Source organism: Halomonas sp. CKK8, from assembly GCF_029625235.1.
Classification (GTDB): Bacteria; Pseudomonadota; Gammaproteobacteria; order Pseudomonadales; family Halomonadaceae; genus Halomonas; species Halomonas ventosae.
On sequence record NZ_CP121193.1, the window covers coordinates 1,078,264 to 1,100,663 of the forward strand.

At 68.3% G+C, this 22,400-nt stretch carries 21 protein-coding genes; 12 read left to right on the top strand and 9 right to left on the bottom strand.

Annotated features, from left to right (window positions below):
- Nucleotide 1 precedes the first annotated feature (1 nt).
- Nucleotides 2-592, bottom strand: coding sequence for a YajG family lipoprotein (locus P8934_RS05080; protein WP_278033228.1), 591 nt, complete (start codon nucleotides 590-592; stop codon nucleotides 2-4).
- Nucleotides 593-714: 122 nt separating this feature from the next.
- On the opposite strand from P8934_RS05080, the gene P8934_RS05085 reads away from it, so the two are divergent.
- The 3 genes from P8934_RS05085 (at nucleotide 715) to P8934_RS05095 (ending at nucleotide 2,225) form a co-directional block, all read left to right on the top strand.
- Nucleotides 715-1,140, top strand: coding sequence for a GNAT family N-acetyltransferase (locus P8934_RS05085; protein WP_278033229.1), 426 nt, complete (start codon nucleotides 715-717; stop codon nucleotides 1,138-1,140).
- 81 nt (nucleotides 1,141-1,221) lie between these two features.
- Nucleotides 1,222-1,920, top strand: coding sequence for a ribulose-phosphate 3-epimerase (gene rpe / locus P8934_RS05090; RefSeq protein WP_278033230.1), 699 nt, complete (start codon nucleotides 1,222-1,224; stop codon nucleotides 1,918-1,920).
- 8 nt (nucleotides 1,921-1,928) lie between these two features.
- Nucleotides 1,929-2,225 carry a GIY-YIG nuclease family protein gene (locus P8934_RS05095; protein WP_278033231.1) on the top strand — a complete coding sequence of 99 codons (297 nt, stop codon included), beginning with the start codon at nucleotides 1,929-1,931 and terminating at the stop codon, nucleotides 2,223-2,225.
- Between the two features lie 24 nt (nucleotides 2,226-2,249).
- Here the strand turns inward: P8934_RS05095 and P8934_RS05100 are convergent, their stop codons facing one another.
- On the bottom strand, nucleotides 2,250-3,548 hold the full coding sequence (locus P8934_RS05100; RefSeq protein WP_278033232.1) for an NAD(P)/FAD-dependent oxidoreductase: 1,299 nt from the start codon (nucleotides 3,546-3,548) through the stop codon (nucleotides 2,250-2,252).
- A gap of 105 nt (nucleotides 3,549-3,653) precedes the next feature.
- On the opposite strand from P8934_RS05100, the gene P8934_RS05105 reads away from it, so the two are divergent.
- The 5 genes from P8934_RS05105 to trpC all read left to right on the top strand — a co-directional run bounded on the left by P8934_RS05105 (nucleotide 3,654) and on the right by trpC (nucleotide 8,562).
- The gene (locus P8934_RS05105) at nucleotides 3,654-4,319 is read left to right on the top strand and encodes a phosphoglycolate phosphatase (RefSeq protein WP_278033233.1); all 666 of its coding nucleotides are present in this window, start codon (nucleotides 3,654-3,656) and stop codon (nucleotides 4,317-4,319) included.
- Between the two features lie 253 nt (nucleotides 4,320-4,572).
- Nucleotides 4,573-6,060, top strand: coding sequence for an anthranilate synthase component I (trpE, locus tag P8934_RS05110; protein WP_278033998.1), 1,488 nt, complete (start codon nucleotides 4,573-4,575; stop codon nucleotides 6,058-6,060).
- 52 nt (nucleotides 6,061-6,112) lie between these two features.
- Nucleotides 6,113-6,697, top strand: a complete 585-nt coding sequence (locus P8934_RS05115) for an aminodeoxychorismate/anthranilate synthase component II (RefSeq protein WP_278033234.1) — start codon at nucleotides 6,113-6,115, stop codon at nucleotides 6,695-6,697.
- A gap of 30 nt (nucleotides 6,698-6,727) precedes the next feature.
- Nucleotides 6,728-7,747 carry an anthranilate phosphoribosyltransferase gene (gene trpD / locus P8934_RS05120; RefSeq protein WP_133637610.1) on the top strand — a complete coding sequence of 340 codons (1,020 nt, stop codon included), beginning with the start codon at nucleotides 6,728-6,730 and terminating at the stop codon, nucleotides 7,745-7,747.
- 8 nt (nucleotides 7,748-7,755) lie between these two features.
- The gene (gene trpC / locus P8934_RS05125; RefSeq protein WP_278033235.1) at nucleotides 7,756-8,562 is read left to right on the top strand and encodes an indole-3-glycerol phosphate synthase TrpC; all 807 of its coding nucleotides are present in this window, start codon (nucleotides 7,756-7,758) and stop codon (nucleotides 8,560-8,562) included.
- 67 nt (nucleotides 8,563-8,629) lie between these two features.
- On the opposite strand, the gene P8934_RS05130 is transcribed toward trpC, so the two are convergent.
- From P8934_RS05130 to P8934_RS05140, 3 genes are all read right to left on the bottom strand, one after another.
- Complete coding sequence (locus tag P8934_RS05130) at nucleotides 8,630-10,429, bottom strand: sodium:proton antiporter (RefSeq protein ID WP_278033236.1); 1,800 nt, start codon at nucleotides 10,427-10,429, stop codon at nucleotides 8,630-8,632.
- A 79-nt stretch (nucleotides 10,430-10,508) separates the two neighbouring features.
- Nucleotides 10,509-10,709 carry a DUF2905 domain-containing protein gene (locus P8934_RS05135; RefSeq protein ID WP_278033237.1) on the bottom strand — a complete coding sequence of 67 codons (201 nt, stop codon included), beginning with the start codon at nucleotides 10,707-10,709 and terminating at the stop codon, nucleotides 10,509-10,511.
- Between the two features lie 69 nt (nucleotides 10,710-10,778).
- The gene (locus P8934_RS05140; protein ID WP_278033238.1) at nucleotides 10,779-13,970 is read right to left on the bottom strand and encodes an FAD-binding and (Fe-S)-binding domain-containing protein; all 3,192 of its coding nucleotides are present in this window, start codon (nucleotides 13,968-13,970) and stop codon (nucleotides 10,779-10,781) included.
- Between the two features lie 215 nt (nucleotides 13,971-14,185).
- Between P8934_RS05140 and serS the strand changes: the two genes are divergently transcribed.
- Nucleotides 14,186-15,463, top strand: a complete 1,278-nt coding sequence (gene serS, locus P8934_RS05145) for a serine--tRNA ligase (RefSeq protein ID WP_278033239.1) — start codon at nucleotides 14,186-14,188, stop codon at nucleotides 15,461-15,463.
- A gap of 154 nt (nucleotides 15,464-15,617) precedes the next feature.
- On the opposite strand, the gene P8934_RS05150 is transcribed toward serS, so the two are convergent.
- A complete protein-coding gene (locus P8934_RS05150; protein WP_278033240.1) occupies nucleotides 15,618-16,400 on the bottom strand; it encodes an SIMPL domain-containing protein in 783 nt (260 codons plus the stop codon).
- Between the two features lie 125 nt (nucleotides 16,401-16,525).
- Between P8934_RS05150 and P8934_RS05155 the strand changes: the two genes are divergently transcribed.
- On the top strand, nucleotides 16,526-17,620 hold the full coding sequence (locus P8934_RS05155; RefSeq protein ID WP_278033241.1) for an AI-2E family transporter: 1,095 nt from the start codon (nucleotides 16,526-16,528) through the stop codon (nucleotides 17,618-17,620).
- A gap of 62 nt (nucleotides 17,621-17,682) precedes the next feature.
- Here P8934_RS05155 and trxA read toward each other — a convergent pair whose 3' ends face one another.
- Complete coding sequence (gene trxA, locus P8934_RS05160) at nucleotides 17,683-18,006, bottom strand: thioredoxin (RefSeq protein ID WP_106229975.1); 324 nt, start codon at nucleotides 18,004-18,006, stop codon at nucleotides 17,683-17,685.
- Between the two features lie 233 nt (nucleotides 18,007-18,239).
- Between trxA and cysB the strand changes: the two genes are divergently transcribed.
- Nucleotides 18,240-19,211: an HTH-type transcriptional regulator CysB gene (gene cysB, locus P8934_RS05165; protein ID WP_278033242.1), complete on the top strand. Its 972-nt coding sequence runs from the start codon at nucleotides 18,240-18,242 to the stop codon at nucleotides 19,209-19,211.
- A 105-nt stretch (nucleotides 19,212-19,316) separates the two neighbouring features.
- Here cysB and P8934_RS05170 read toward each other — a convergent pair whose 3' ends face one another.
- Nucleotides 19,317-19,937 (bottom strand): phosphoadenosine phosphosulfate reductase family protein, encoded by a 621-nt coding sequence (locus tag P8934_RS05170; protein ID WP_278033243.1) that lies wholly within the window; start codon nucleotides 19,935-19,937, stop codon nucleotides 19,317-19,319.
- A gap of 93 nt (nucleotides 19,938-20,030) precedes the next feature.
- Nucleotides 20,031-21,422 carry an aminodeoxychorismate synthase component I gene (gene pabB, locus P8934_RS05175; protein ID WP_278033244.1) on the bottom strand — a complete coding sequence of 464 codons (1,392 nt, stop codon included), beginning with the start codon at nucleotides 21,420-21,422 and terminating at the stop codon, nucleotides 20,031-20,033.
- Nucleotides 21,423-21,661: 239 nt separating this feature from the next.
- On the opposite strand from pabB, the gene P8934_RS05180 reads away from it, so the two are divergent.
- Nucleotides 21,662-22,375 carry a GntR family transcriptional regulator gene (locus P8934_RS05180; RefSeq protein WP_106229978.1) on the top strand — a complete coding sequence of 238 codons (714 nt, stop codon included), beginning with the start codon at nucleotides 21,662-21,664 and terminating at the stop codon, nucleotides 22,373-22,375.
- Nucleotides 22,376-22,400 lie beyond the last annotated feature (25 nt).

A 22,400-nucleotide genomic window follows, 5' to 3' on the forward strand; every position in this document is an offset into this window, starting at 1 on the left:
TTCAGCGAGCCAGCAGGCGTCCCAGCTCGGGGTCGCGGAAGGCGCGGTCGAGGCCATCGGAGAGCAGCTCGTTGACCATGCGCGTGTTGGCGTCCTTGTCGGGGCGCACGGCATAGCTCTGGGTGCGGCGGGAAGTATAGGTGCCGGTGTAGGTGGTGCCGCCGTTGATCGCCTCGGCGACCAGCACCGCCTCGAGCCGTGCCTCATCGATGAGGGGACGGCTCTCGCCACGCTCGTAGCCCAGGTGATCCAGGGTCAGCGTCAGGCTGGGGCGTCCCGCTGCCCGCTCGGTGGTCGGGGTGAAGCCCATTTCCCGCACGGCGCGCTCCGCCTCTGCCTGCAGCTGCGGCACCAGCTCGTGGGCGTTGGCGGTGATCACGGCGGTGGACATGGTGCTGCCGGTGCGGGTCCCGATCACCTCGCTGTCGCGACCGTCCACGGCCGTCACGGTGACCGCCTGGCCGCTGCCGCTCTGCGGCACCGGGGCAGTGCGCCTGGGATCCAGCTGCAGGTAGTGGGGGCTGGCACAGCCGGCCAGCCAGCCGGTGGCGAGGAGCAGGGCACAGGCCCCCAGGAAGTGACGACGCTGCATGGAAGGTCTCCCGATGATGGCAGGGTCCCGAGTATATCCCCCGCTCCGGGTGGCCGAAACCGGTGGCGCGACCCGTCTCGTGCGAGGGGTTACACTGCAGGGATAGCCAAAGGAGCCGCAACATGATCCGACCCGCCACCCGGGAGGAGTTCCCGCAGCTTGTCGACATCTGGCTGCGTGCCTCCCGGCAGGCTCACCCCTTCATCTCTGAGGCCTGCTGGAAGGCGCGTGCCGATGACATGGCCCTTCGCCGCCTGCCCGCCTGCGAGGTGCAGGTGCTGGAGGCCGGCCACCGCGTGATTGGCTTCTGCGCCATGCACGGTGACCACCTCGAGGCGCTGTTCGTGGACCCCGAGGTGCAGAGCTTCGGGCATGGGTCCGGCCTGATGGCCCACGCCATGGAGGGTCACCGCACCATCACCCTCTGGGTCTATTCCCGCAATGTGCGCGCCGTCTCCTTCTACCGGCGGCTGGGCTTCAGCATCGTCGATGAGCGTGAGGACCCGGAGACCGGGGAGCAGGAGTCGCTCATGGTCTGGTCACGCTGAGGCGCCTGGCGAGGTCCTGCCTCTCGCGGCGCTCTGGTAGAATGCCCGCGATCGCCTGCCCATCCCATGACGGACGACCCCATGACCGACACGACCCGTGACTTCCTCATCGCGCCTTCCATCCTCTCCGCCGATTTCGCCCGGCTGGGCGCGGAAGTGGATGATGTGCTGGCCTCCGGCGCCGACATCGTCCACTTCGACGTGATGGATAACCACTACGTCCCGAACCTCACGATCGGGCCGATGGTCTGTGAGGCCCTGCGCAAGCACGGGGTGACGGCGCCCATCGACGCCCACCTGATGGTCAGGCCGGTGGATCGGCTGATCGGGGACTTCGTCGACGCCGGGGCCAGCTACATCACCTTCCACCCCGAGGCCTCGGACCACATCGACCGCTCGCTGCAGCTGATCCGCGACGCCGGCTGCCGGGCGGGCCTGGTGTTCAACCCGGCCACGCCGCTTTCCTATCTCGACTACGTGATGGACAAGGTCGACATGATCCTGCTGATGAGCGTCAATCCCGGCTTCGGGGGGCAGTCGTTCATTCCCGGGACCCTGGACAAGCTGCGCGAGGCCCGGCGGCGCATCGATGCCTCGGGGCGCCCGATCCGCCTGGAGATCGATGGCGGGGTGAAGGTCGACAACATCGCCGAGATCGCCCGGGCCGGGGCCGATACCTTCGTGGCCGGCTCGGCGGTGTTCAAGGCCCGCAACGAGGCCGACCCGCATCGCTACGACAGCGTGATCCGCGAATTCCGCGACCAGCTGGCCAGGGCATAGGGCGCGCCGTGGCGGAGGCGGCCCTCGCTCCCCTGTGGCATCTCTACCTGGTGGAGACCGCCGGCGGTGCTCTCTATACCGGGATCACCACCGACGTCGCCCGACGCCTGGCCGAGCACCGCGCCGGTCGGGGGGCCAAGGCGCTGCGCGGCAAGGGACCGCTGGTGCTTCGTCATCAGGAACCCGTCGGCAGCCGCAGCGAGGCCTTGCGCCTGGAGGCACACCTGAAGCGCCTGACCGCCTCGGCCAAGCGCGCCTGGCTGGCAAAGCGCAGGGCGGTGATAGCAGAGGTCCCGGTGACCTGACGGCCTGTCAGGCTGGCGTCTAGGTCAGTGCAGCTTCATGCGTGGCTTGAGGAAGCGGTTGATGCCATCCACCACCACCATGAGGCCCGTCTTGAGCGTGCCGTGGATGGCTCGCTGGTGCATGCGGTAGAGGGAGGCGTAGAAGAACTTCGCCAGGTGGCCCTCGATGAAGAGGCTGCGGGCCGAGGCGCCGCGCATCAGGCTGCCGACGGCATCGAAGTGGGCCAGTGAGATCAGCGACCCCCGGTCCCGGTAGACGAAGGGCTTGAGCGGCTTGCCCTCCAGCTGGGCGCGCAGGTTGCGATAGAGCGTCTCGACCTGCTGGTGGGCGGCCTGGGCGCGGGGGGGGACCGTGCTGTCATCCGCCTGCGGGCAACTGGCACAGTCACCCAGGGCGAAGAGATGGGGATCCTCCGTGCTCTGCAGGGTCGCCTGGACCTTGAGGCGGTGATTGCGTTCCGTCGGCAGCCCCAGCTCGGAAAGGAAGGACGGTGCCTTGATGCCCGCCGCCCAGACGCCGAGGTCCGTGTCGATGCGCTCGCCATCGGCAGTATGAATCGCGTTGGCCTCCACTCGAGTCACGCGGGTGTCGGCATGAACATGCACGCCGAGGCCCTCGAGCTCGCGTTGGACCGCCTGGCTGATGCGCTCGGGCAGGGCCGGCAGGATTCGGGGAGCGGCCTCGACCAGGTGAACCTCGAGGTGGTCACTGTCCAGGTCCGTGACGCCGTAGCTGTGCAGCATGCGCGAGGCTTCATGGAGTTCCGCCGCCAGTTCCACCCCGGTGGCGCCGGCACCGACGATGCCGACGACCATGCGGGCATGACGCTCGCTGCCCGGGCTGCTGTGGCGCAGGAAGGTATTGAGCATGTCCCGGCGAAACGCCTCGGCTTGCTGCGGGCTGTCGAGGAAGTGGCAGTGCTCGCCGACACCCGGCGTGCCGAAGTCATTACTGACGCTGCCCACCGCCAGCACCAGGAGGTCATATCCCAGCGTGCGGGAGGGAAGTACCTCACTGCCGTCGTCTTCGAGGACGGGGGCCAGGGTCAGGGTGCGGGCCTCCCGGTCGATATCACACAGTGTGCCGCGCTGGAAGCGGTAGCCGTGGGCGCCGGAGTGTCCCTGATAGGAGATCTCGTCGAGACCCGAGTCCAGCGCACCGGTGGCGACCTCATGCAGCAGCGGCTTCCAGATATGGGTGGCATTGCGGTCGACGAGCACGATCTCGGCGCGTTTGCGCCTGCCGAGCTTGCGGCCGAGCCGCGTGACCAGTTCGAGGCCACCGGCGCCACCCCCGACCACGACGATTCTTGGCACACCCATGCAGTGACTCCAGTAGGGGACGAGCCTCCAGCATAAGCCCTCACCGATTTCCTGCCCATGCCCCGTCCGGCATAATGTATGCCCGACCGCATCGCGAGAGGCATCATGCACCCCATACTGAACGACATCCGCCTGGTGGCCTTCGACCTGGACGGCACCCTGGTCGACTCCGTGCCCGACCTGGCCGCGGCGGTGGACGCCGCCCTCGCGGATCTCGGCATGCCGCCTGCCGGGGAGCCCCGAGTGCGAGACTGGGTGGGTAATGGGTCGCAGAGGCTGATGGCGCGCGCCCTGCGGGACGCCTTGGGCCGGGATCCCGATGCGGCGCTGCTGGACCGGGCCCACCAGGGCTTCCTCGACCACTACGGTCGCGACCCCAGCGCCCATACCCGGCTCTATCCCGGGGTGCAGGAGGCGTTGGACGCCCTGCGTGACCGAGGTCTGCCCCTGGCGCTGGTGACCAACAAGCCCAGCGCCTTCATCGCGCCGATCCTTGCAGCCTTCGACCTGCAGGCGCACTTCGGCCTCTGCCTGGGGGGCGACAGCCTGGCGCGGAAGAAGCCCGACCCGGCCCCGCTGCAGCATGTGGCGGCCCACTTCGACGTGCCGCCTGCGGCCTGCCTGATGGTCGGTGACTCGCGTCATGACATCGAGGCCGGGCGCGCCGCGGGGTTCCGTACCCTGGCCGTGCCCTACGGCTATAATCACGGCGAGCCGGTGCGCGACAGCGCCCCGGATGGCGTGGTTGAATCGCTGGCGGAACTCGTTTAACGTGAGCTCGGCTAATGCTATAAGCGCGGCCCAATCAATATGTTATTGCTATAAGACGCGGAAGCCCCTTGATGATCAGCCGCATGAAGCCGGACCCCCTCTCGACCGCCGGCGGCGTCATGCCCGCCGCACGATGCCTGCCCCGTTCGCCTGCCTGCGGCGGCTGGCGATGGTGACGCTCGCCTAGCGAGCCTGACCCGCGGCGCTCCTGCGCCCGCCATCGCCAACCCGTCACACCGAGGACCCGGGCATGATGACTCCCGAACGCTTCCGCGAGCTGGCCGACGCCGGCTACAACCGCATTCCGGTCACCCGCGAGGTGCTGGCCGATCTCGACACGCCGCTCTCCACCTACCTCAAGCTGGCCGACGAGCCTTGGACCTTCCTGCTGGAGTCCGTGCAGGGCGGCGAGAAGTGGGGGCGCTACTCGATCATCGGGCTGCCCTGCCGCGAGCGCCTCGAGGTCCGCGGCTTCACCGTCAGCCATATCGTCGATGGCGAGCTCCAGGGCGCCGCCGAGGTCGAGGATCCGCTGGCCTGGATCGAGCAGTTCCAGGCCCGCTTCAAGGTGCCGCGCCTGGATGACCAGCCGCGCTTCGACGGTGGCCTGGTGGGGTACTTCGGCTACGACACCATCCGCTACATCGAGCCGCGACTGCGGGGCGTCGAGAAGCCAGACCCGATCGGCGTTCCGGACATCCTGCTGATGGTCTGCAACGACCTGGTGGTGTTCGACAACCTCTCCGGGCGCCTGGCGCTGTGGACGCATGCCGACCCCGCCGAGCCGGAGGCCTACGCCCACGCCCTGGACCGGCTGGAGCGCCTGGAGATCCGCCTGCGCAGTGCCACCCTCAATACCATCAGCCCCGGCACCGGTCGCGCGGCGGTGGAGGAGGGGCACTTCACCTCGGGCTTCACCGAGGAGGGGTTCAAGGCGGCCGTGGAGAAGATCAAGGAGTATGTGCTGGCCGGCGACGTCATGCAGTGCGTCCCGTCCCAGCGCATGTCGATCCCCTACCAGGCACCGCCGCTGGACCTCTACCGGGCCCTGCGCAGCCTCAATCCCTCGCCCTACATGTTCTACCTGAACCTGGGCGATCACCAGGTGGCGGGCTCCTCGCCAGAGATCCTCACGCGGCTGGAGGAGGGGGAGGTCACGGTGCGGCCCATCGCCGGCACCCGCAAGCGTGGCCACAGCGAAGAGGAGGACCGCGCCCTGGAGGCCGACCTGCTGGCCGATCCCAAGGAGCTCGCCGAGCACCTGATGCTGATCGACCTGGGGCGCAACGACGTGGGGCGCATCAGCGAGACCGGCTCGGTGAGGGTGACCGACCGGATGGTGGTCGAGCGCTACTCCCACGTGATGCACATCGTCTCCAACGTCGTGGGACGCTTGAAGCCGGGCCTCTCCGCCATGGACGTGCTGCGCGCCACCTTCCCGGCGGGCACGGTGTCCGGCGCGCCCAAGATCCGCGCACTCGAGATCATCGACGAGGTGGAGCCGGTCAAGCGCGGCGTCTATTCCGGCGCGGTGGGCTACCTCTCCTGGCACGGCAACATGGACACCGCCATCGCCATCCGCACGGCGGTGATCAAGGATGGTCAGCTGCACGTCCAGGCCGGCGCGGGCATCGTCGCCGACTCGGTGCCCGAAATGGAGTGGCAGGAGACGCTCAACAAGGGCCGCGCGCTGTTCCGTGCCGTGGCCATGGCCGAGCGTGGCCTGGACAACCTCGAGTGACCCCTGATTCCTGTCGTCCGGCGCTGGCCGGGCGAGTGCCGGAGAGCCTGCCATGTCCGTGCTGATGATCGATAACTACGACAGCTTCACCTTCAACGTGGTGCAGTACCTGGGGGAGCTGGGCGCCGAGGTGGTGACCCACCGCAACGACGCCATTACCCTGGAGGAGATCGAGGCCCTGGCCCCGAGCCACCTGGTGATCTCGCCGGGGCCCTGCACCCCCGACGAGGCCGGCATCTCCATGGCGGCCATCCGTCGCTTCGCCGGGCGGATCCCCGTGCTGGGCATCTGCCTGGGGCACCAGGCCATCGGCCAGGTCTATGGCGGCAAGGTGGTCCGCGCGCCCCAGGTGATGCATGGCAAGACCTCGCGGATCCGCCACCTCGGCCAAGGCGTCTTCGAGGGCCTCGAGGACCCCCTGGAGGTGACGCGCTACCACTCGCTGGTGGTGGAGCGCGAGGGCCTGCCCGACTGCCTCGAGGTCACCGCCTGGTGCGACGACGATGACGTTACCCCGGGGCTGATCATGGGCCTGCGCCACCGTGAGCTGGATGTCGAGGGGGTGCAGTTCCATCCCGAGTCGATCCTGACCCGCCAGGGCCATGAGCTGCTGGCCAATTTCCTGAAACGTCGCTGAGCCGTGCCCATGCCAGAGGAGAGCAACGTCATGCAGATGCGAGAGGCCATCGGTGCGGTGATGCGCCGTGAGAACCTGAATTTCGCCGAGACCCATGAGGTGATGCGCCAGATCATGACCGGCGAGGCCAGCGATCCCCAGATCGCCGCCTTCCTGGTGGGCATGGCCATGAAGGGCGAGACCGCCGAGGAGATCAGTGCTGCGGCCCAGGTGATGCGCGAACTGATGAACCCGGTCCGACTGCAGGCCGACAACGTGGTCGACATCGTCGGCACCGGCGGCGATGGCGCCAACCTCTTCAACGTCTCCACCGCGGCGAGCTTTGTGGTGGCGGCGGGCGGGGCCCATGTCGCCAAGCATGGCAACCGCGGGGTCTCCTCGTCGTCGGGCAGTGCCGACCTCTTCGCCGTGGCCGGCATCAACCTGAACCTGGATGCCGAGCAGGTGGGGCGCTGTATCGAACAGGTGGGGGTGGGCTTCATGTTCGCCCCCAACCATCACCCGGCGATGCGCTATGCCGTGGGCCCGCGTCGCGAGATGGGGGTACGCACCCTGTTCAACATCCTGGGACCGCTGACCAACCCCGCCGGCGCCCCCAATCAGGTGCTGGGCGTCTATGCCCCCGAGCTGGTGCCCCTGATGGCCGAGGTACTCCGGCGCCTGGGCAGCGAGCACGTGCTGGTGGTGCATGCCGAGGACGGCCTCGACGAGATCTCGCTGGCGCAGCCGACGCTGGTCGCCGAGCTGAAGGAGGGCGAGATCCGCGAGTACACCATCGCCCCCGAGGACTTCGGCATCGCCCGTCAGTCCCTGGACCCGCTGCGGGTGAAGACCGCGGAGGACAGCCTGCGACTGGTCGAGCAGGCCCTGGTGGGCGAGGGGCCGGCGGCGGACATCGTCGCCCTCAACGCCGGTGCCGCCCTCTATGCCTCAGGCGTGGCCGACAGCCTCGCGGAAGGCGTGGCCATGGCGCAGGACGCCCAGGCCTCCAAGCTGCCCCTCGAGAAGCTCCGGGAGCTCGCCAACTTCACCCGCGTCTTCACCCAGTGAGGCCCGATATGCCCGAATCCCGTCCCCTGCCCACCATCCTCGAGCGCATCCTCTCCCGCAAGGAGGAGGAGGTCGCCGAGCGCCGCCGCGTCGTCTCCGAGCAGGAGCTGCTGCGCCTGGGTGCCGAGCAGTCCGCGCCGCGGGGCTTCGTCGCCGCCCTCGACCGCGCCATCCAGGCCGGCGATCCGGCGGTGATCGCCGAGATCAAGAAGGCCTCGCCCTCGAAGGGAGTGATCCGCGAGGACTTTCGCCCCGGCGAGATCGCCGCGAGCTATGCCGAGGGCGGAGCGGCCTGCCTCTCGGTGCTCACCGATGCCGACTTCTTCCAGGGCCACGAGGACTACCTGATCGAGGCGCGCGAGGCCTGTGGCCTGCCGGTGATCCGCAAGGACTTCATCACCCACGGCTACCAGGTCAGCGAGGCACGCGCTCTCGGCGCCGACTGCATCCTGTTGATTGTCGCCGCCCTGGACGATGCGCGGATGGCGGACCTGCATCGCCAGGCCGTGGAGCTGGGCATGGACGTGCTGGTGGAGGTGCACGACGCCCTGGAGCTCGACCGGGCCCTCAAGCTCGACCTCGCCCTGGTGGGCATCAACAACCGCGACCTGCACTCCTTCGACACCCGGCTCGAGACTACCTTGGAGTTGCTGCCGCGGATTCCCGCCGGCGTCAGCGTGGTCACCGAGTCCGGCATCCATACCCGTGATGACGTGCTGCGCATGCGCGAGCATGATGTCAACGCCTTCCTGGTGGGCGAGGCCTTCATGCGCGAGGCCGACCCCGGCCAGGCCCTGCGGCGACTCTTCTTCTGATCCTCCTGCGCAAGCGACAACGGGCAGCCTTCGGGCTGCCCGTTGTGGTTCGGGCAGGGCGAGAGGCTCAGAAGGCGGGAGAGTCCGGGTAGACCAGGCTGATCAGACGCTCTCCCGGCTGCGGTTCGAGGGGTGATTGGTCGCTGGCGACGCGGATCTGCTCCTGCGCATCGATGCAGAACAGCGGCAGCAGGCGACGCGCATGGGTCGCGACATAGGCGTCGATGTCGAAGGCCTCGTGCAGCTGCGTGGTTCTCACCTCCGCCCCCTGGGCCACCAGGCTCGCCAGCTTGTGCCAGGTCACCTGCTCGCCGAACAGGCGGGGCAGTTCGGCCAATTGCCTAGGCCGCTCCCTCTCGGCGTCGCGCTCGCCGTCGATCTCCAGCTGGAAGACCTTGCCATGACCCAGTGTCCCCTCGAAGTGCAGGGCGGCCAGGTCGTTCTGTTCGCGATAGGGGGAGAGGGGCAGGAAGTGCCCCAGGCCGGTCATCTCCAGGTGCTCCTGGGCATGCGCCGAGGTCGGGTTGCCGAAATAGGTCGGCAGGCCGGCCATGCGCGCCTCCTCCAGGGCGTCACGGTCATGGTCGCAGAGGCGCACGTCGAAGCCCGCCTCCTGAAGGGCCTGGCCCACGGCGCGCGCGACCGGGTTGGCGCCGAGGATCAGGAACCCCCTGGGCGGCGGGGTCGTGACGCCGAGCGCACCGGCGATGGGGCGGGAGAGCAGGCCCTGGATCACCACCGTGGCGATGATCACCATGAAGGTCACCGGCACCAGCATCTCGGCCCCCTCGAGCCCCTGGGCCTCGAGCTTGAGGGCGAACAGCGAGGCCACTGCCGCTGCCACGATGCCCCTCGGCGAGATCCAGGCCAGCAGTGCCTTCTCCCGCCAGTCGAGCCGGCTGCCCGCGGTGCAGAGCCACACGGTCAGTGGTCGCGCCAACAGCATCAGTACCCCCAGGTAGGCCCAGGCCGGCCAGCCCAGCAGGGCCAGCTGATCGAGGCCGAGCCGCGCGGCGAGCAGGATGAAAAGGCCCGAGATCAGCAGTACCGACAGGGTCTCCTTGAACTCGACGATGGGGCCGGTGGGCACCCGTGGCATGTTGGCCATCCACACGCCCATCACCGTGACGGTCAGCAGCCCGGACTCGTGGAAGAGCTGGTTGGAGAGGGTATAGAGGGTCAGCATGACCATCAGGGTGCCGAAGCTGTGCAGCTGGCGCGGCAGCCAGTGGTGGCGCAGCACGCAGCCCCAGAGGTAACCGCCCAGGCCCCCCAGGCCGAAGCCGATTAGGGCGGTCAGGCCGAACAGTCCCAGGGTATGCATGAAGGCATCCCCCGAGGCGCCGATCACCACGTACTCGTAGACCAGCACCGCGCCGATGGCGCCGATGGGGTCGATGAGGATCCCCTCCCAGCGAAGGATCTGGGACAGCGATTGCTTGGCGCGCAGGGTCTCGAGCAGGGGCAGCACCACGGTGGGGCCGGTGACCACCAGCAGGGCGCCGAGCACGCTGGCCATCCCCCATGACAGGTCTAGCAGCCAGCGGGCGGCCAGGGCGCTGATCACCGCCGTGAGCAGCACGCCCCAGGTCACCAGGCGACGCACCGTATGGCCGTGCCCGCGCAGCTCGGTGAAGCTCAGGGTCAGGCTGCCCTCGAAGAGGATCACCGCCACGGCCAGCGAGACCAGCGGGAAGAGCAGGTCGCCGAGCAGGGCGTCGGGGTCGAGCAGGCCGGTGATCGGCCCGACCAGGATGCCGGTGAGCAGCAGCGGCAGGATGGCGGGCACCTTGAGCCGCCAGGCGAGCCACTGGCAGGCGAGGGAGAGCAGACCGATGCCGGTGAGCAGGACGGCGGGGCTTTCCATGGCAGGCTTCCTGGCGAGGGGGCAGTCTCAGATTAGTCACTGCCGATGGATCGCACAATCGCTGCCGTCGTGCCCGGGGTCAGCGCTGGAAGAGCCAGAGTAGCGCTGAGACCACCAGGCTCGCCAGGATCATGGTGGTGATCGGGAAGTAGAACGAGACGTTCTCGCGGCGGATCACGATGTCGCCCGGGAGGTGACCGAGGGGCAGTCTGGACAGCCAGGGCCAGAGCAGCCCGATGGCGACGATCAGCAGTCCGACGAGGATCAGGGTGCGGTTCATGCCTCTGGCCTCCTGTCGCGACGCACGCAAGGTGGGCCCGCCGGCTCGGCCGGCGGGCGAGGGGTGGCGCTATCGGCGCTGCCTGAGCGCCGCCAGCAGGGCCTGCAATGGGTGGGGCAGGGCCTGGTCCGAGAACCGCTTCACCTGGCTGCGGCAGGAGTAGCCGGTGGCCAGCAGGCGGCCGGCGCTGGCCTCGTCCTCCACCACCGGCTGCCACGACTGGGCGTAGATGGTCCTGGAGGTCTCGCGGTTGCGCGCCTCGTGGCCGTAGGTACCCGACATGCCGCAGCAGCCGGTACTGACCAGCTCGAGCTCCAGCCCGAAGGCGGCGAAGACCTGCTGCCATGCCCTGGGGCTGCCCGGGGCGTTGGTCTTCTCGGTGCAGTGGGAGAGCAGCCGGTAGCCGGGGTCGTCGAGGTTCAGGCCAGGGGGCGCCAGCCGGGCGGCCAGGGTTGGAGACTGAGCCACCAGCCACTCCTGCAGCATCAGCACCTCGGGCACGGCGTCTGGCCCCAGCGCCTTCACGTACTCCTGGCGATAGGTCAGGGTCATGGCCGGGTCGATGCCGACCAGCGGCACGCCGAATTCGGCCAGGGTCCTGAGGCGCCTGGCCTGCTTCTCGGCGGTGCGTTCGAAGGCGCCCAGGAAGCCCTGGACATCGAGCGGCTTGCCGTTGGGCGTGTAGGGCGCGACGAAGACCCGCACGTCCAGGCGCGAGAGCAACTCGACGATATCCATCACCAGCCTGGCCTCGAAGTGGCTGGTGAAGGCGTCCTGGACGAGCACCACGCTGCGCGCCTTCTGGGCATCGGTGAGCAGGCCGAGCGATGTCGGCGTCGCCTCCGCTACGCCCCAGGCGGCGAACTGCTTCTTCAGGCTCGCGCGGGAGAGCTTCGGGCTGTCCACCAGGCCGAGCGGGCCGGCCAGCAGCCGGTCGACCAGGCGACTGCCCAGGGCGGCGTTGTAGAGCGGCGCCACCCGGGCCAGCGTCGGCACCAGGAACTCCATGCCACCCACCAGGTAGTCGCGCAGTGGGCGCAGGTAGCGGCCGTGGTAGACCTCGAGGAAGCGCGAGCGGGAGTCGGGGACATTGACCTTCACCGGGCACTGGCCGGCACAGGACTTGCAGGCGAGACACCCCGCCATGGCGTCGTAGACCTCGTGGGAGAAGTCCTTCTCGCCGCGCCGCCTGGCCAGGGTGTTCCTGAGCCGCAGCGGGAAATCCTTGACGAAGCCCCAGGCGCCCTCGGCCTTCTTCTTTCTCGACTCCTCGACCAGGTCGGTGCCGGCCTCGCCCTGGAGGCGCAGCCATTCGCGGATCAGGCTGGCGCGACCCTTGGGGGAGTGGATGCGGTCGCGGGTGGCCTTCCAGGAGGGGCACATGGCGTCATCGGGGTCATAGTTGTAGCAGGCGCCGTTGCCATTGCAGTAAACCGTGGCCGCGTGGGCCTGCCAGACCCGCTCGTCGATCTGGCGGTCGAACTGGCCGCGGGTGGGGACGCCGTCGATGGTCAGCAGGTTGGGATCGACCCACTTGACCGTTTCCTCTTGATCAGAGGCGCTGGATGGCGAGGCCTTACCCGCGGCATCGGGCGGGCTCCCCATGGGATCGGGTGGGGTGGAAGAGGAGAGCGGCGAGGCGATCTTGCCGGGGTTGAGCTGGTTGTGGGGGTCGAAGGCCGCCTTGACCTGCTGCAGGCTGGGGTAGAGCTCGCCGAAGAACCGTGGGGCATACTCCGAGCGCACGCCCTTGCCGTGCTCGCCCCACAGCAGGCCGTGGTACTTCTTCGTCAGCGCGGCCACCTCGTCGGAGACCTCGCGGATCAGCCGCTCCTGGGCCGGGTCCTTCATGTCGATGGCCGGCCGCACATGCAGCACCCCGGCATCCACATGGCCGAACATGCCGTAGGTAAGGCCCCGCGCGTCCAGAGCGGCACGGAACTCGGCGATATAGTCGGCCAGGTGCTCCGGCGGGACGGCGGTGTCCTCGACGAAGGGGATCGGGCGCTTCTCGCCCTTTGCATTGCCCAGCAGGCCCACGGCGCGCTTGCGCATCCCGTAGACCTTCTGGATCTGCTCGCGCCCCTCGGCCAGCGTATAGCCCAGGCGGGGCACGCTGGCATCGGCTTCCAGGTGGCGGCAGAAGGCGTCGACGCGCTCGGCCAACCGGTCGGGGTCATCGTCGTTGAACTCCACGAGGTTGATGCCGCGCACCGGCGCCTCGCCCGAGGGAAAGAAGGCGGCCACGCTGTCCCAGACGAAGTCCTCCATGGCCAGCATAAGCACGGTGTCGTCCACTGTCTCGATGGAGGTGGGGCGGGCATCACTTGCCATCAACGCCTTGGCGTCGCGCAGGGCCTCCATGAAGCCGGCGTAGCGCACGTTGACCAGGGTCGAGTGCCTGGGGATCGGCAACACATTGAGCACCGCCTCGTCGAGCAGGCCCAGCGAGCCCTCCGAGCCGCACAGCAGGCTGTTGATGTCGAGGCGGCCCTCGGCGTCGCGCAGGTGCGCCAGGTCGTAGCCGGTCAGGCAGCGGTTGAGCGGCGGGAACTTCTCGGCGATCAGCTCGCCCTGGGTGTCGATGATCGCCCGGGCGGTGCGGTAGGCGCGGCCGGTAACATCCTGGCGCTCGCACTGGCGCCCGAGCTCGGCGTCCTCCAGCGGGCGGCTCACTAGCCGCTCGCCGCCCAGCAGCAGGGTCTCGAGCTCGAGCACATGGTCGCGGGTCTTGCCGTACTCGCAGCTGCCCTGGCCGCTGGCGTCGGTGGAGATCATGCCGCCGATGGTGGCGCGGCTGGAGGTGGAGAGGTCCGGGGCGAAGAAGAGCCCATGGGGCCTCAGCGCCGCATTGAGCTGGTCCTTGACCACGCCGGCCTGGACCCGCACCCGGCGCTTCTCCACGTCGATCTCGAGGATCGCGTTCATGTGCCGCGAGACATCCACCACCAGGCCGTCGGTGAGCGACTGGCCGTTGGTACCGGTGCCGCCGCCGCGCGGGGTGAGCGCTACCTGGCGGTGCTCGTCACGGCCGGCCAGCCGGGCGATGCGCTCGAGGTCGGCGCCATGCCTGGGGTAGAGCACGGCCTGGGGCAGGCGCTGGTAGATGGAGTTGTCGGTGGCCAGCACCGTGCGGGCGGCATAGTCCGGGGCGATCTCGCCCTCGAAGCCCGCATCGCGCAGGGCGTCCAGGAAGCGCAGGTAGGGGGCGGCGAGGCCCTCGAGGCGGCGCGAGTCGGCGGTATCCAGTCGTGCGATCATGGAACTCTTGTCTGGGGAGGAGAGAGTGGCGCTACTTTACCGCGAGAGGACGGTGCCGCGCATCCTGCCCGGGCGAGCACGCCGCGGGGCTGGTGGTGACGCGTGGCACCGCTGTGGCCTTTTGCCTACAATGGTCGCCCTGTTGACCGAGGCCATTGCCGGCGCGCCCGGCCCTGGCGATCCCCCCACGTCACGACTGCAACGGACTGGATGCCATGCTCGACCCCAAACTGCTGCGCAGCGACCTCGAAGATGTCGCCCAACGACTGGCCAAGCGGGGCTTCGTCCTCGACACCGACCGTCTCGAGGCGCTCGAGTCTCGGCGGCGCGAGCTGCAGGCCGAGACCGAGTCCCTGCAGGCCGAGCGCAATACCCGCTCCAAGGCGATCGGCAAGGCCAAGGCCCAGGGCGAGGACATCCAGCCGCTGCTCGACGAGGTCTCCGACCTGGGCGAGCGCCTGGACGCCGCCAAGGCACGCCTGGCCGAGGTGCAGGCCGAGTGGGACGAGGTGGTCAGCGGCCTGCCCAACCTGCACCACGAGAGCGTGCCGGTGGGCGATAGCGAGGAGGACAACGTCGAGCTCCACCGCTGGGGGACGCCGCCGGCGTTCGACTTCGCGGTACGCGACCATGTCGACCTGGGGGCGCTCAAGGGCCACCTGGACTTCGAGCTGGCGGCCAAGCTGACCGGGTCCCGCTTCGCGGTGATGCGTGGCCCCATCGCGCGACTGCATCGGGCACTGACCCAGTTCATGCTCGACAAGCAGACCCTCGAGCATGGCTACGAGGAGTGCTACGTCCCCTACATGGTCAACGAGGCGTCGCTCCACGGCACCGGCCAGCTGCCGAAGTTCGGCGAGGACCTGTTTCGCCTCGACGACGAGCGCGGCTACCACCTGATCCCCACCGCCGAGGTGCCGCTGACCAACTTCGCCCGTGACGAGATCCTCGACCACCGCGCGCTGCCCATGAAACTCACCGCCCACACGCCGTGCTTTCGCAGCGAGGCGGGCTCCCATGGCCGCGATACCCGCGGCATGATCCGTCAGCACCAGTTCGACAAGGTCGAGATGGTACAGCTGGTCGACCCGGCCACCAGCTACGAGGCCCTCGAGGAGATGCGCGGTCACGCCGAGGCGATCCTCCAGGCGCTGGAGCTGCCCTATCGCGTGGTGACGCTGTGTACCGGCGACATGGGCTTCGGGGCGGCCAAGACCTACGACCTGGAGGTGTGGCTGCCCAGCCAGGAGACCTACCGCGAGATCTCCTCGGTCTCCAACTGCGAGGCGTTCCAGGCGCGGCGCATGCAGGCGCGCTTCCGCCACCCCGAGCAGAAGAAGCCGCAGCTGCTGCACACTCTCAATGGCTCCGGCCTGGCGGTGGGGCGCTGCCTGCTGGCGGTAATGGAGAACCACCAGCGCCCCGATGGCTCGATCGGCGTCCCCGAGGCGCTGCGCCCCTACATGGGCGGGGTCGACACCATCAACGCCTGACGCGCTTCGGGCAGCGCCGGGCGACAAGCTGCTCGGTGACTGGCGCCCGGTTCCTGGCGATGCCAACGAGAAACCCCACCGGATGTATCGCGTCCGGTGGGGTTTGTTGGTTCATGTCCGAAGGGGCTGTTAGCTCATCGTGTGGCGCCCGGCGCTACTGCGCGATCTTCCAGCTGACGCTGACCCCCGCCTCGATGGTGATGGTGCCGGGACGGTACTCGGCCTGGGGCAGGCTCTCCCGGGCATCGGCACTCATGGCCATCATGCGCGGCTGGAAGATCGGCGAGCGGGTCTCGCTCACCGCGATCACCTCACCCAGGTCGATGCCCAGCGTCTCGGCCATCAGGGTGGCCTTGTGGCGGGCCTTCTCCAGCGCCTTGACCAGCGCCTCGTCGGTCGCGGCGTCGCGGTCGGCCAGGTCATAGCTCACGCCGTCCAGGGCATCCACGCCGGCCTCGGTCAGGGCATCGAGCAGCCCGGGGAGTTGCTCGAGGTCATCGAGCTGGAGACGAATCGGACGCTCGAGGCGGGTGCGCACCAGGGTCTCGCGCTCGCCTTCCTCGTGCCGCTCGCCCGGCAGGTGCTCGGGTTGCACGTTCAGGGAGCCGGCGCGGATCGCCTCGCGCGCAAGACCCGCTTCCTCCAGGGCGCGAATCAGCCTGGCGGCCCGGGCTTCCAGTCGGTCGCGGGCCTCGCGCAGGGCATCCGGGTCGTTCGCGCTCGTCTCGTGCCGGGCGATGGCCGGCGTGCGTTCCCAGAGGCGAGCGCTGAGCGTGGCTCGGTCCGGCACCACCTGAAGTTCGGCCTCGGCCTGGACTTCCAGGCGCCGCGGCGTCTCCTCGGCGTGGGCATGGGAGAGCATCGGCGGCGAGGCCGCGATCATCAGCGCGGCCAGGGCCGGTACGAGCAGCGGGCGAAAGGTTCGGGCAATCGGCATGGTATTCTCCTTGTCGCATGGCGGGCACTGGCTTCGAGAACGCGGGCCGGGGATGGTTCCCGTCCTTTGCAATTGCCGCCTGCCCCGGCATCATGAATGGATCTTTCACGGTCGCGAGTCCGGGCATGCCCCATCCCCAAGACAGCAAGCAGAGCACCATCCCCCTCAACCTGACCCTGGCACTGGCCGCCCTGGTGGTGATCATCGCGGGCATGCGGGCGGGGTCCAGCCTGCTGGTGCCGCTGCTGCTGGCGCTGTTCATTGCGGTCGTCTGCACCGCGCCCGTGCAGTGGCTGCAGCGTCTCGGGCTGAGCACGCGGCTGGCCGTGTGGCTGACACTGGTGGTGATCGGCGGCTTCCTCTCCCTGCTCGGCCTGCTGCTGGTCAACAGCTTCGGCACCTTTATCGATGCCTTGCCGGGCATCGAGCAGAAGCTCTACCAGTACTACCTCGGGCTTCTCGACGGCCTGGCCGGGATGGGGCTTGCCATCGATACCAATCGGCTGGCCGAACTGCTGGATGCCGAGCAGTTCGGCAACTGGATCCCGGCGGTGCTCGGCGAGGTAGGCAACCTGATGATGCAGAGCATCGTGGTGGCCCTGCTGGTGATGTTCCTGCTGTTCGAGACCCTCAACTTCCGCGACAAGGTCTCGCGTGCCCTGGTCAACCCGGCCCCGAGCCTGCGACGCTTCAACGAGTTCAGCCAGACCCTCAAGCGCTACCTGGCCGTGAAGACGCTGATCAGCCTGGCGACCGGCGCGCTGATCTGGTTGGCCTGCAAGCTGCTGGGGGTGGAGTTTCCGCTGCTGTGGGCGGTGCTGGCCTTTGCCCTCAACTATATTCCCAACATCGGTTCGGCCATCGCGGCGGTGCCGCCGGTCATGCTGCTGCTGGTCTCGCCGGAGGGCGGCGTGTTCGACGCGCTGATGCTTGCCGCGGCCTACCTGGCGGTCAACTTCGTGATGGGCAATATCGTCGAGCCCAGAGTGATGGGGCGGGCGCTGGGGCTCTCGACCTTCGTGGCCTTCCTGTCGCTGGTGGTGTGGGGCTGGATCTTCGGGGCGGTGGGAATGCTGCTCTCGGTGGTGCTGACCATGACCCTGAAGATCGCCCTGGACAGCCATCCCGAGACCCGCTGGATCGCCCACCTGCTGGGGCCCGCGGACGGGGCGCCGGTCGCGAAGGCCGACCGCCCGATCTCGGAACGTGACGAGGAATAGAGTGCCAAACGACGTCGCCCCGGCCATGGCCGGGGCGACGGGGAGGTGCGAGAGTCGCGGGATCAGGCGTTCTGGTCGATGAACTGGCTCAGCTGTGACTTCGACTGGGCACCGACCAGGGAGGCGACCTTGGTGCCGGACTTGAACAGCATCACGGTCGGCACGCCGCGCACGCCCTGCTCGGCGGCGATCTCGGGGGCATCGTCCACGTTGATGCTGACGACCTTGAGGTTGCCGTTGCGCTCCTCGGCGACCTCGTCGACCACCGGTGCCATCACCTTGCAGGGACCACACCAGGGGGCCCAGAACTTCAGCAGGACCGGCGTGTCGGCCTTGAGGACTTCCTGCTCGAAGTTGGCATTGGTGACATCGACGTTGTTGGCCATGTGATTCTCCAGTTTCGTTGCGCTACATCGAGCGGATGGGGTGACATGCAGGGCATGCCCGGTCGGACGATGTTAGCGGTCGACCGAAGTGCTGGCAAATCTCCGCCCAGTGTCAGAGGGCAGGAAAGCGGTTGCACCTGCCCGGTCAGGTTATGCTATAAAGCGATCATGGATAATTTTCTTATGTCTTGCGGGTATTTTGAAGGCCCAGTGACACGCGAGGGAGGGCGGCCATGAAGCTACAGCAGCTGCGCTACATCTGGGAGGTGTCGCGCCACAACCTCAACGTCTCGGCCACTGCCCAGAGTCTCTTCACCTCCCAGCCCGGTATCTCCAAGCAGATCCGCCTGCTGGAGGACGAGCTCGGTGTCGAGATCTTTGCCCGCAGCGGCAAGCACCTGACCCGCGTGACCCCTGCGGGGCAGGCGATCATCGAGCTGGCCGGGCAGGTACTGAGGCTTGCCGAGAACATCAAGGAGGTCGCCCAGGAGCACAGCGACGAGCGTCGCGGCAGCCTGGCGATCGCCACCACCCACACCCAGGCGCGCTATGCGCTGCCGCCGGTGATCCGCGACTTCACCCAGAAGTATCCCGACGTGGCCCTTCACATGCAGCAGGGCACGCCCAAGCAGATCGCCCAGATGGTCAGCGATGGCCAGGCGGACTTCGCCATCGCCACCGAGTCCCTCGAACTCTTCAACGACCTGGTGCTGCTGCCCTGCTATCGCTGGAACCGCTGCGTGCTGGTGCCCCAGGGGCATCCGCTGGCCGAGATGGAGACCCTGACGCTGGAGGCCCTGGCGGACTACCCGCTGGTCACCTACGTGTTCGGCTTCACCGGGCGCTCCCAGCTCGACGATGCCTTCCGCGCCAAGGGGCTGACGCCCAATGTGGTGCTCACCGCGGCCGATGCCGATGTCATCAAGACCTACGTGCGTCTGGGGATGGGGGTGGGCATCGTCGCCCACATGGCCGTGGATGCCGAGCACGACACCGACCTGGTGGCGGTGGAGGCCGGCCACCTCTTCGCGAGTTCTACCACCAAGATCGGTATCCGCCGCGGCACCTTCATGCGCGGCTACATGTATGACTTCCTGGAAGGCTTTGCCGGCCACCTGACGCGGGACCTGGTCGACGCGGCCCTTGCCGCCGGGCCCCGTCACGAGGAGGCGCTCTTCAAGGAGATCGCGCTGCCCTCGCGCTGAGGGCCGCTTTCTCGGCGACTCCTCTCGGCAATTTTCCTCGAGAACGCTGCTTTCCCGTCCCTGCCTGTCGCGGGCGGTCTCGCCCGCGACGTCATCCCCTGGGCGTCAATGCTGCAGGTGCAGGCCGCACTCGCGTTTCTCTTCCACCTTGGTGGGGTCGAAGTAGTCGAAGTTGTTGGGCAGGTCGTGGTCCTGCAGGTAACGATAGAGGTCGCGGGCCGTCCAGTGCAGCAGGGGGGAGACCTTCAGCAGGCCGTCGGCGTTGCGGCTCACCGGTGCCATGCGGGCACGCTCGGGGGTGTCCTCGGCACGCAGGGCGGTGAACCAGACGTCCGGTGCCATCTCGCGCAGGGCCCGCTCGAAGGGTTCGAGCTTCACCTCCTGGGTAAAGGCCGCGTGGCGGGGATCCTCGATCCCGGGCGCGGTGCCTTCCAGTGCCTCGCGATGGGCCCGCGAGCGCCGTGGCAGGTAGCTCACCAGGTTGAGGCCCAGGCGCCGGATCAGCTCATCGGCGAAGCGGTAGGTGGCCTCGGTGTTGTAGCCACTGTCCATCCACACGATCGGGATATCCGGCCGCTGGCGCGTGACCATGTGCAGGATCACGGCCTCGAAGGGGCGGAAGTTGGTCGTGCAGATCGGCTTCTGCCCCTGATCCAGCGCCCAGCGGATCAGGGCCTCGGGGTCGTTGCCGAGTTCCCGGTTGATGACGTCGAGTTGCGGCTCCATGAGGGGCTCCCGGGCAGGTGGTCTTGGGTCTCGGGCTACCCTAGCAGAGCTCGCGAGGCCTTCCCCAATACCGATTCATTGGATATCTATTCCCTAGCGAAGTAAGTATGCCGCATTCTTATTCCATAATGAGTCAGGACTGGCGGCCATCAGGGCCCGCATCAGGTGGCGGATCTTGTCCAGGGTCTCGGTGTACTCGTCCTCGCCACGGGAGTCGGCGACCAGCCCCCCCCCACCCCACAGGTGTAGCGCTTCGCCGTCGGCCACCACGCTGCGAATCGCGATGGAGGTGTCCATCTGGCCGCGAACGTCCACGTAGCCGAGGCTGCCGCAGTAGGCACTGCGACGGCTGGGCTCCAGCTCGTCGATGATCTGCATGGCCCGCACCTTGGGGGCGCCGGTGATGGAGCCGCCGGGGAAGGCGGCGGCGAGCAGGTCCATGGGGCGCTGCCCTGCCTCGAGTTCGCCGACGATCACGCTCACCAGATGGTGCACGTTGGCGTAGCTCTCCAGGCCGCAGAGCTGGGGTACCTTCACGCTGCCGGGTCGGCACACCCGCCCCAGGTCATTGCGGAGCAGGTCGGTGATCATCACGTTCTCGGCCCGGTCCTTGAGGCTCTCGGCCAGCTCCCTGGCCAGCCGCCGGTCCTCCTCGGGGGTCGCGCCGCGTGGCCGCGTGCCCTTGATGGGGCGGGTCTCGACCCGGCCCTCCCGGCAGCGCAGGAAGCGTTCCGGGGAGAGCGAGAGGATCGCCTTGTCGTCCCACGCCAAGTAGCCGGCGAAGGGGGTGGGCGTGGCGTCGCGAAGGCTGCGGTAGGCCGCCCAGAGGTCACCCTCGAAGGGAGCGCTGAAGCGCTGGGCCAGGTTGATCTGGTAGCAGTCGCCGGCGCGGATGTAGTCCTGCACGGCCGCAAAGCGGGCCAGGTAGTCGTCGCGGCTGAGTTCGGCGGCGAAGGGGGCGGTAAGGCGGAAGCCTGCCGTCGTCGGCGCCGGCGCCGCCAGCCACTCGAGCACCTGGCGGCGCCGCGAGGCACTGCCCACCAGCCAGCTCTGCCGGCAGTCGTGGTCCTGGATCAGCGCCCAGTCATAGAGGCCGACCCGGCTCGCCGGCAGCGTGACCGCCTGCCTGGCTTTGCCGGCCACCGGCTCGAGTCGCTGCCCGAGGTCGTAGCTCCAGTAGCCGATCAGCCCGCCGAGAAACGGCAGTTCGCTGTCCGGCACATCGCAAGGCAGCCGGTCGAGAAGTGTCTGCTGGGCGGCGAAGGGGGGGAGACCCGCCAGGGCGGATTCTCCCTGCACGCGCCCGGCGGCATCGACCTCGAGCAGCGCGAGGGGTGCGCAGCTGAGGATGTCGTAGCGCCCACCCGGCGCCGTCGGGCGACCACTGTCGAGCAGTACGGCACCGGGCCTGTGGCGCAGGGCCGCGAAGTAGCTCAGCGGATCCTCGCAGTAGGGCAGGGGGGTGATCTCGATCGGTGGCGTCATTGCGGCGTCTTCCCGGAACAGGCGCCCCATTCTAGGCCTCGAGAGCCGGCTTGTCCCTCCCGCCGGCGTCCCGGTCAATGCTGACGCCCCGTTCCCGGGTACGGCCATTGTCGACAGTACCGGTGGTGGGTCGCTGGTTGTCTACAACCAAAGGTTAACCTCTTCCGTCCAGCCGGGCTGTTGACCCCGGGGGAGGCAGTGTCTAAAGTTCATCCATCACTCGATTGTCGACAATTGCCATGAACTCAGCCGCACCGGAACAGGTCACCAACCCCGAAGTCCGCACCCTGGCGGAACGGGTCTTCCAGCAACTGCAGGATGCCATCGTCAGGGGAGAGCTGGCACCGGGCAGCAAGATCACCGAGCCGGGACTGTCCCGGGACTACGGGATCTCTCGCGGGCCGCTCAGGGAGGCCATGCGCCGCCTGGAGGCGCATCGCCTGATCGAGCGGGTGCCCCATGTCGGGGCCCGGGTGGTCAAGCTCTCCATGAAGGAGCTGCTCGAGCTCTTCGACGTGCGCGAGGCGCTGGAGAGCATGGCGGCAAGGCTCGCCGCCGAGCACATGACCGCCGGGGAAATCGCCGGGCTGCGTGAGGTGCTGGCCATGCACGAGCGCCAGGCCGATCTCAAGAAGGGCGAGGCCTACTTCCAGCGCGAGGGTGACCTGGACTTCCACTTCCGGATCGTCCAGGGCAGCCACAACAAGATGCTGATGGGCATGCTCTGCGATGACCTCTACTACCTGGTGAGGCTCTACCGGACCCAGTTCAGCGCCAGTGGTACTCGCCCCCAGCGCGCCTTCGTCGAACACCACCGCATCGTCGACGCCATCGAGGCCGGCGACGCGGAGTTGGCCGAGCTGCTGATGCGCCGCCACGTCAGCGCTTCCCGGGCCAATGTGGCCGACCGCTACGCCGCCACTCTCAAGCAGGAAGCCGAGGCGACCACCTGAGGCCGACCCGGACAACACTAGGAGA

What these genes read in the sequence shown, in the direction of transcription:
- P8934_RS05080 (WP_278033228.1), bottom strand. Translation starts at nt 592, where the DNA reads ATGCAGCGTCGTCACTTCCTGGGGGCCTGTGCCCTGCTCCTCGCCACC.
- P8934_RS05085 (WP_278033229.1), top strand. Translation starts at nt 715, where the DNA reads ATGATCCGACCCGCCACCCGGGAGGAGTTCCCGCAGCTTGTCGACATC.
- rpe (WP_278033230.1), top strand. Translation starts at nt 1,222, where the DNA reads ATGACCGACACGACCCGTGACTTCCTCATCGCGCCTTCCATCCTCTCC.
- P8934_RS05100 (WP_278033232.1), bottom strand. Translation starts at nt 3,548, where the DNA reads ATGGGTGTGCCAAGAATCGTCGTGGTCGGGGGTGGCGCCGGTGGCCTC.
- P8934_RS05105 (WP_278033233.1), top strand. Translation starts at nt 3,654, where the DNA reads ATGCACCCCATACTGAACGACATCCGCCTGGTGGCCTTCGACCTGGAC.
- trpE (WP_278033998.1), top strand. Translation starts at nt 4,573, where the DNA reads ATGACTCCCGAACGCTTCCGCGAGCTGGCCGACGCCGGCTACAACCGC.
- P8934_RS05115 (WP_278033234.1), top strand. Translation starts at nt 6,113, where the DNA reads ATGTCCGTGCTGATGATCGATAACTACGACAGCTTCACCTTCAACGTG.
- trpD (WP_133637610.1), top strand. Translation starts at nt 6,728, where the DNA reads ATGCAGATGCGAGAGGCCATCGGTGCGGTGATGCGCCGTGAGAACCTG.
- trpC (WP_278033235.1), top strand. Translation starts at nt 7,756, where the DNA reads ATGCCCGAATCCCGTCCCCTGCCCACCATCCTCGAGCGCATCCTCTCC.
- P8934_RS05130 (WP_278033236.1), bottom strand. Translation starts at nt 10,429, where the DNA reads ATGGAAAGCCCCGCCGTCCTGCTCACCGGCATCGGTCTGCTCTCCCTC.
- P8934_RS05135 (WP_278033237.1), bottom strand. Translation starts at nt 10,709, where the DNA reads ATGAACCGCACCCTGATCCTCGTCGGACTGCTGATCGTCGCCATCGGG.
- P8934_RS05140 (WP_278033238.1), bottom strand. Translation starts at nt 13,970, where the DNA reads ATGATCGCACGACTGGATACCGCCGACTCGCGCCGCCTCGAGGGCCTC.
- serS (WP_278033239.1), top strand. Translation starts at nt 14,186, where the DNA reads ATGCTCGACCCCAAACTGCTGCGCAGCGACCTCGAAGATGTCGCCCAA.
- P8934_RS05150 (WP_278033240.1), bottom strand. Translation starts at nt 16,400, where the DNA reads ATGCCGATTGCCCGAACCTTTCGCCCGCTGCTCGTACCGGCCCTGGCC.
- P8934_RS05155 (WP_278033241.1), top strand. Translation starts at nt 16,526, where the DNA reads ATGCCCCATCCCCAAGACAGCAAGCAGAGCACCATCCCCCTCAACCTG.
- trxA (WP_106229975.1), bottom strand. Translation starts at nt 18,006, where the DNA reads ATGGCCAACAACGTCGATGTCACCAATGCCAACTTCGAGCAGGAAGTC.
- cysB (WP_278033242.1), top strand. Translation starts at nt 18,240, where the DNA reads ATGAAGCTACAGCAGCTGCGCTACATCTGGGAGGTGTCGCGCCACAAC.
- P8934_RS05170 (WP_278033243.1), bottom strand. Translation starts at nt 19,937, where the DNA reads ATGGAGCCGCAACTCGACGTCATCAACCGGGAACTCGGCAACGACCCC.
- pabB (WP_278033244.1), bottom strand. Translation starts at nt 21,422, where the DNA reads ATGACGCCACCGATCGAGATCACCCCCCTGCCCTACTGCGAGGATCCG.
- P8934_RS05180 (WP_106229978.1), top strand. Translation starts at nt 21,662, where the DNA reads ATGAACTCAGCCGCACCGGAACAGGTCACCAACCCCGAAGTCCGCACC.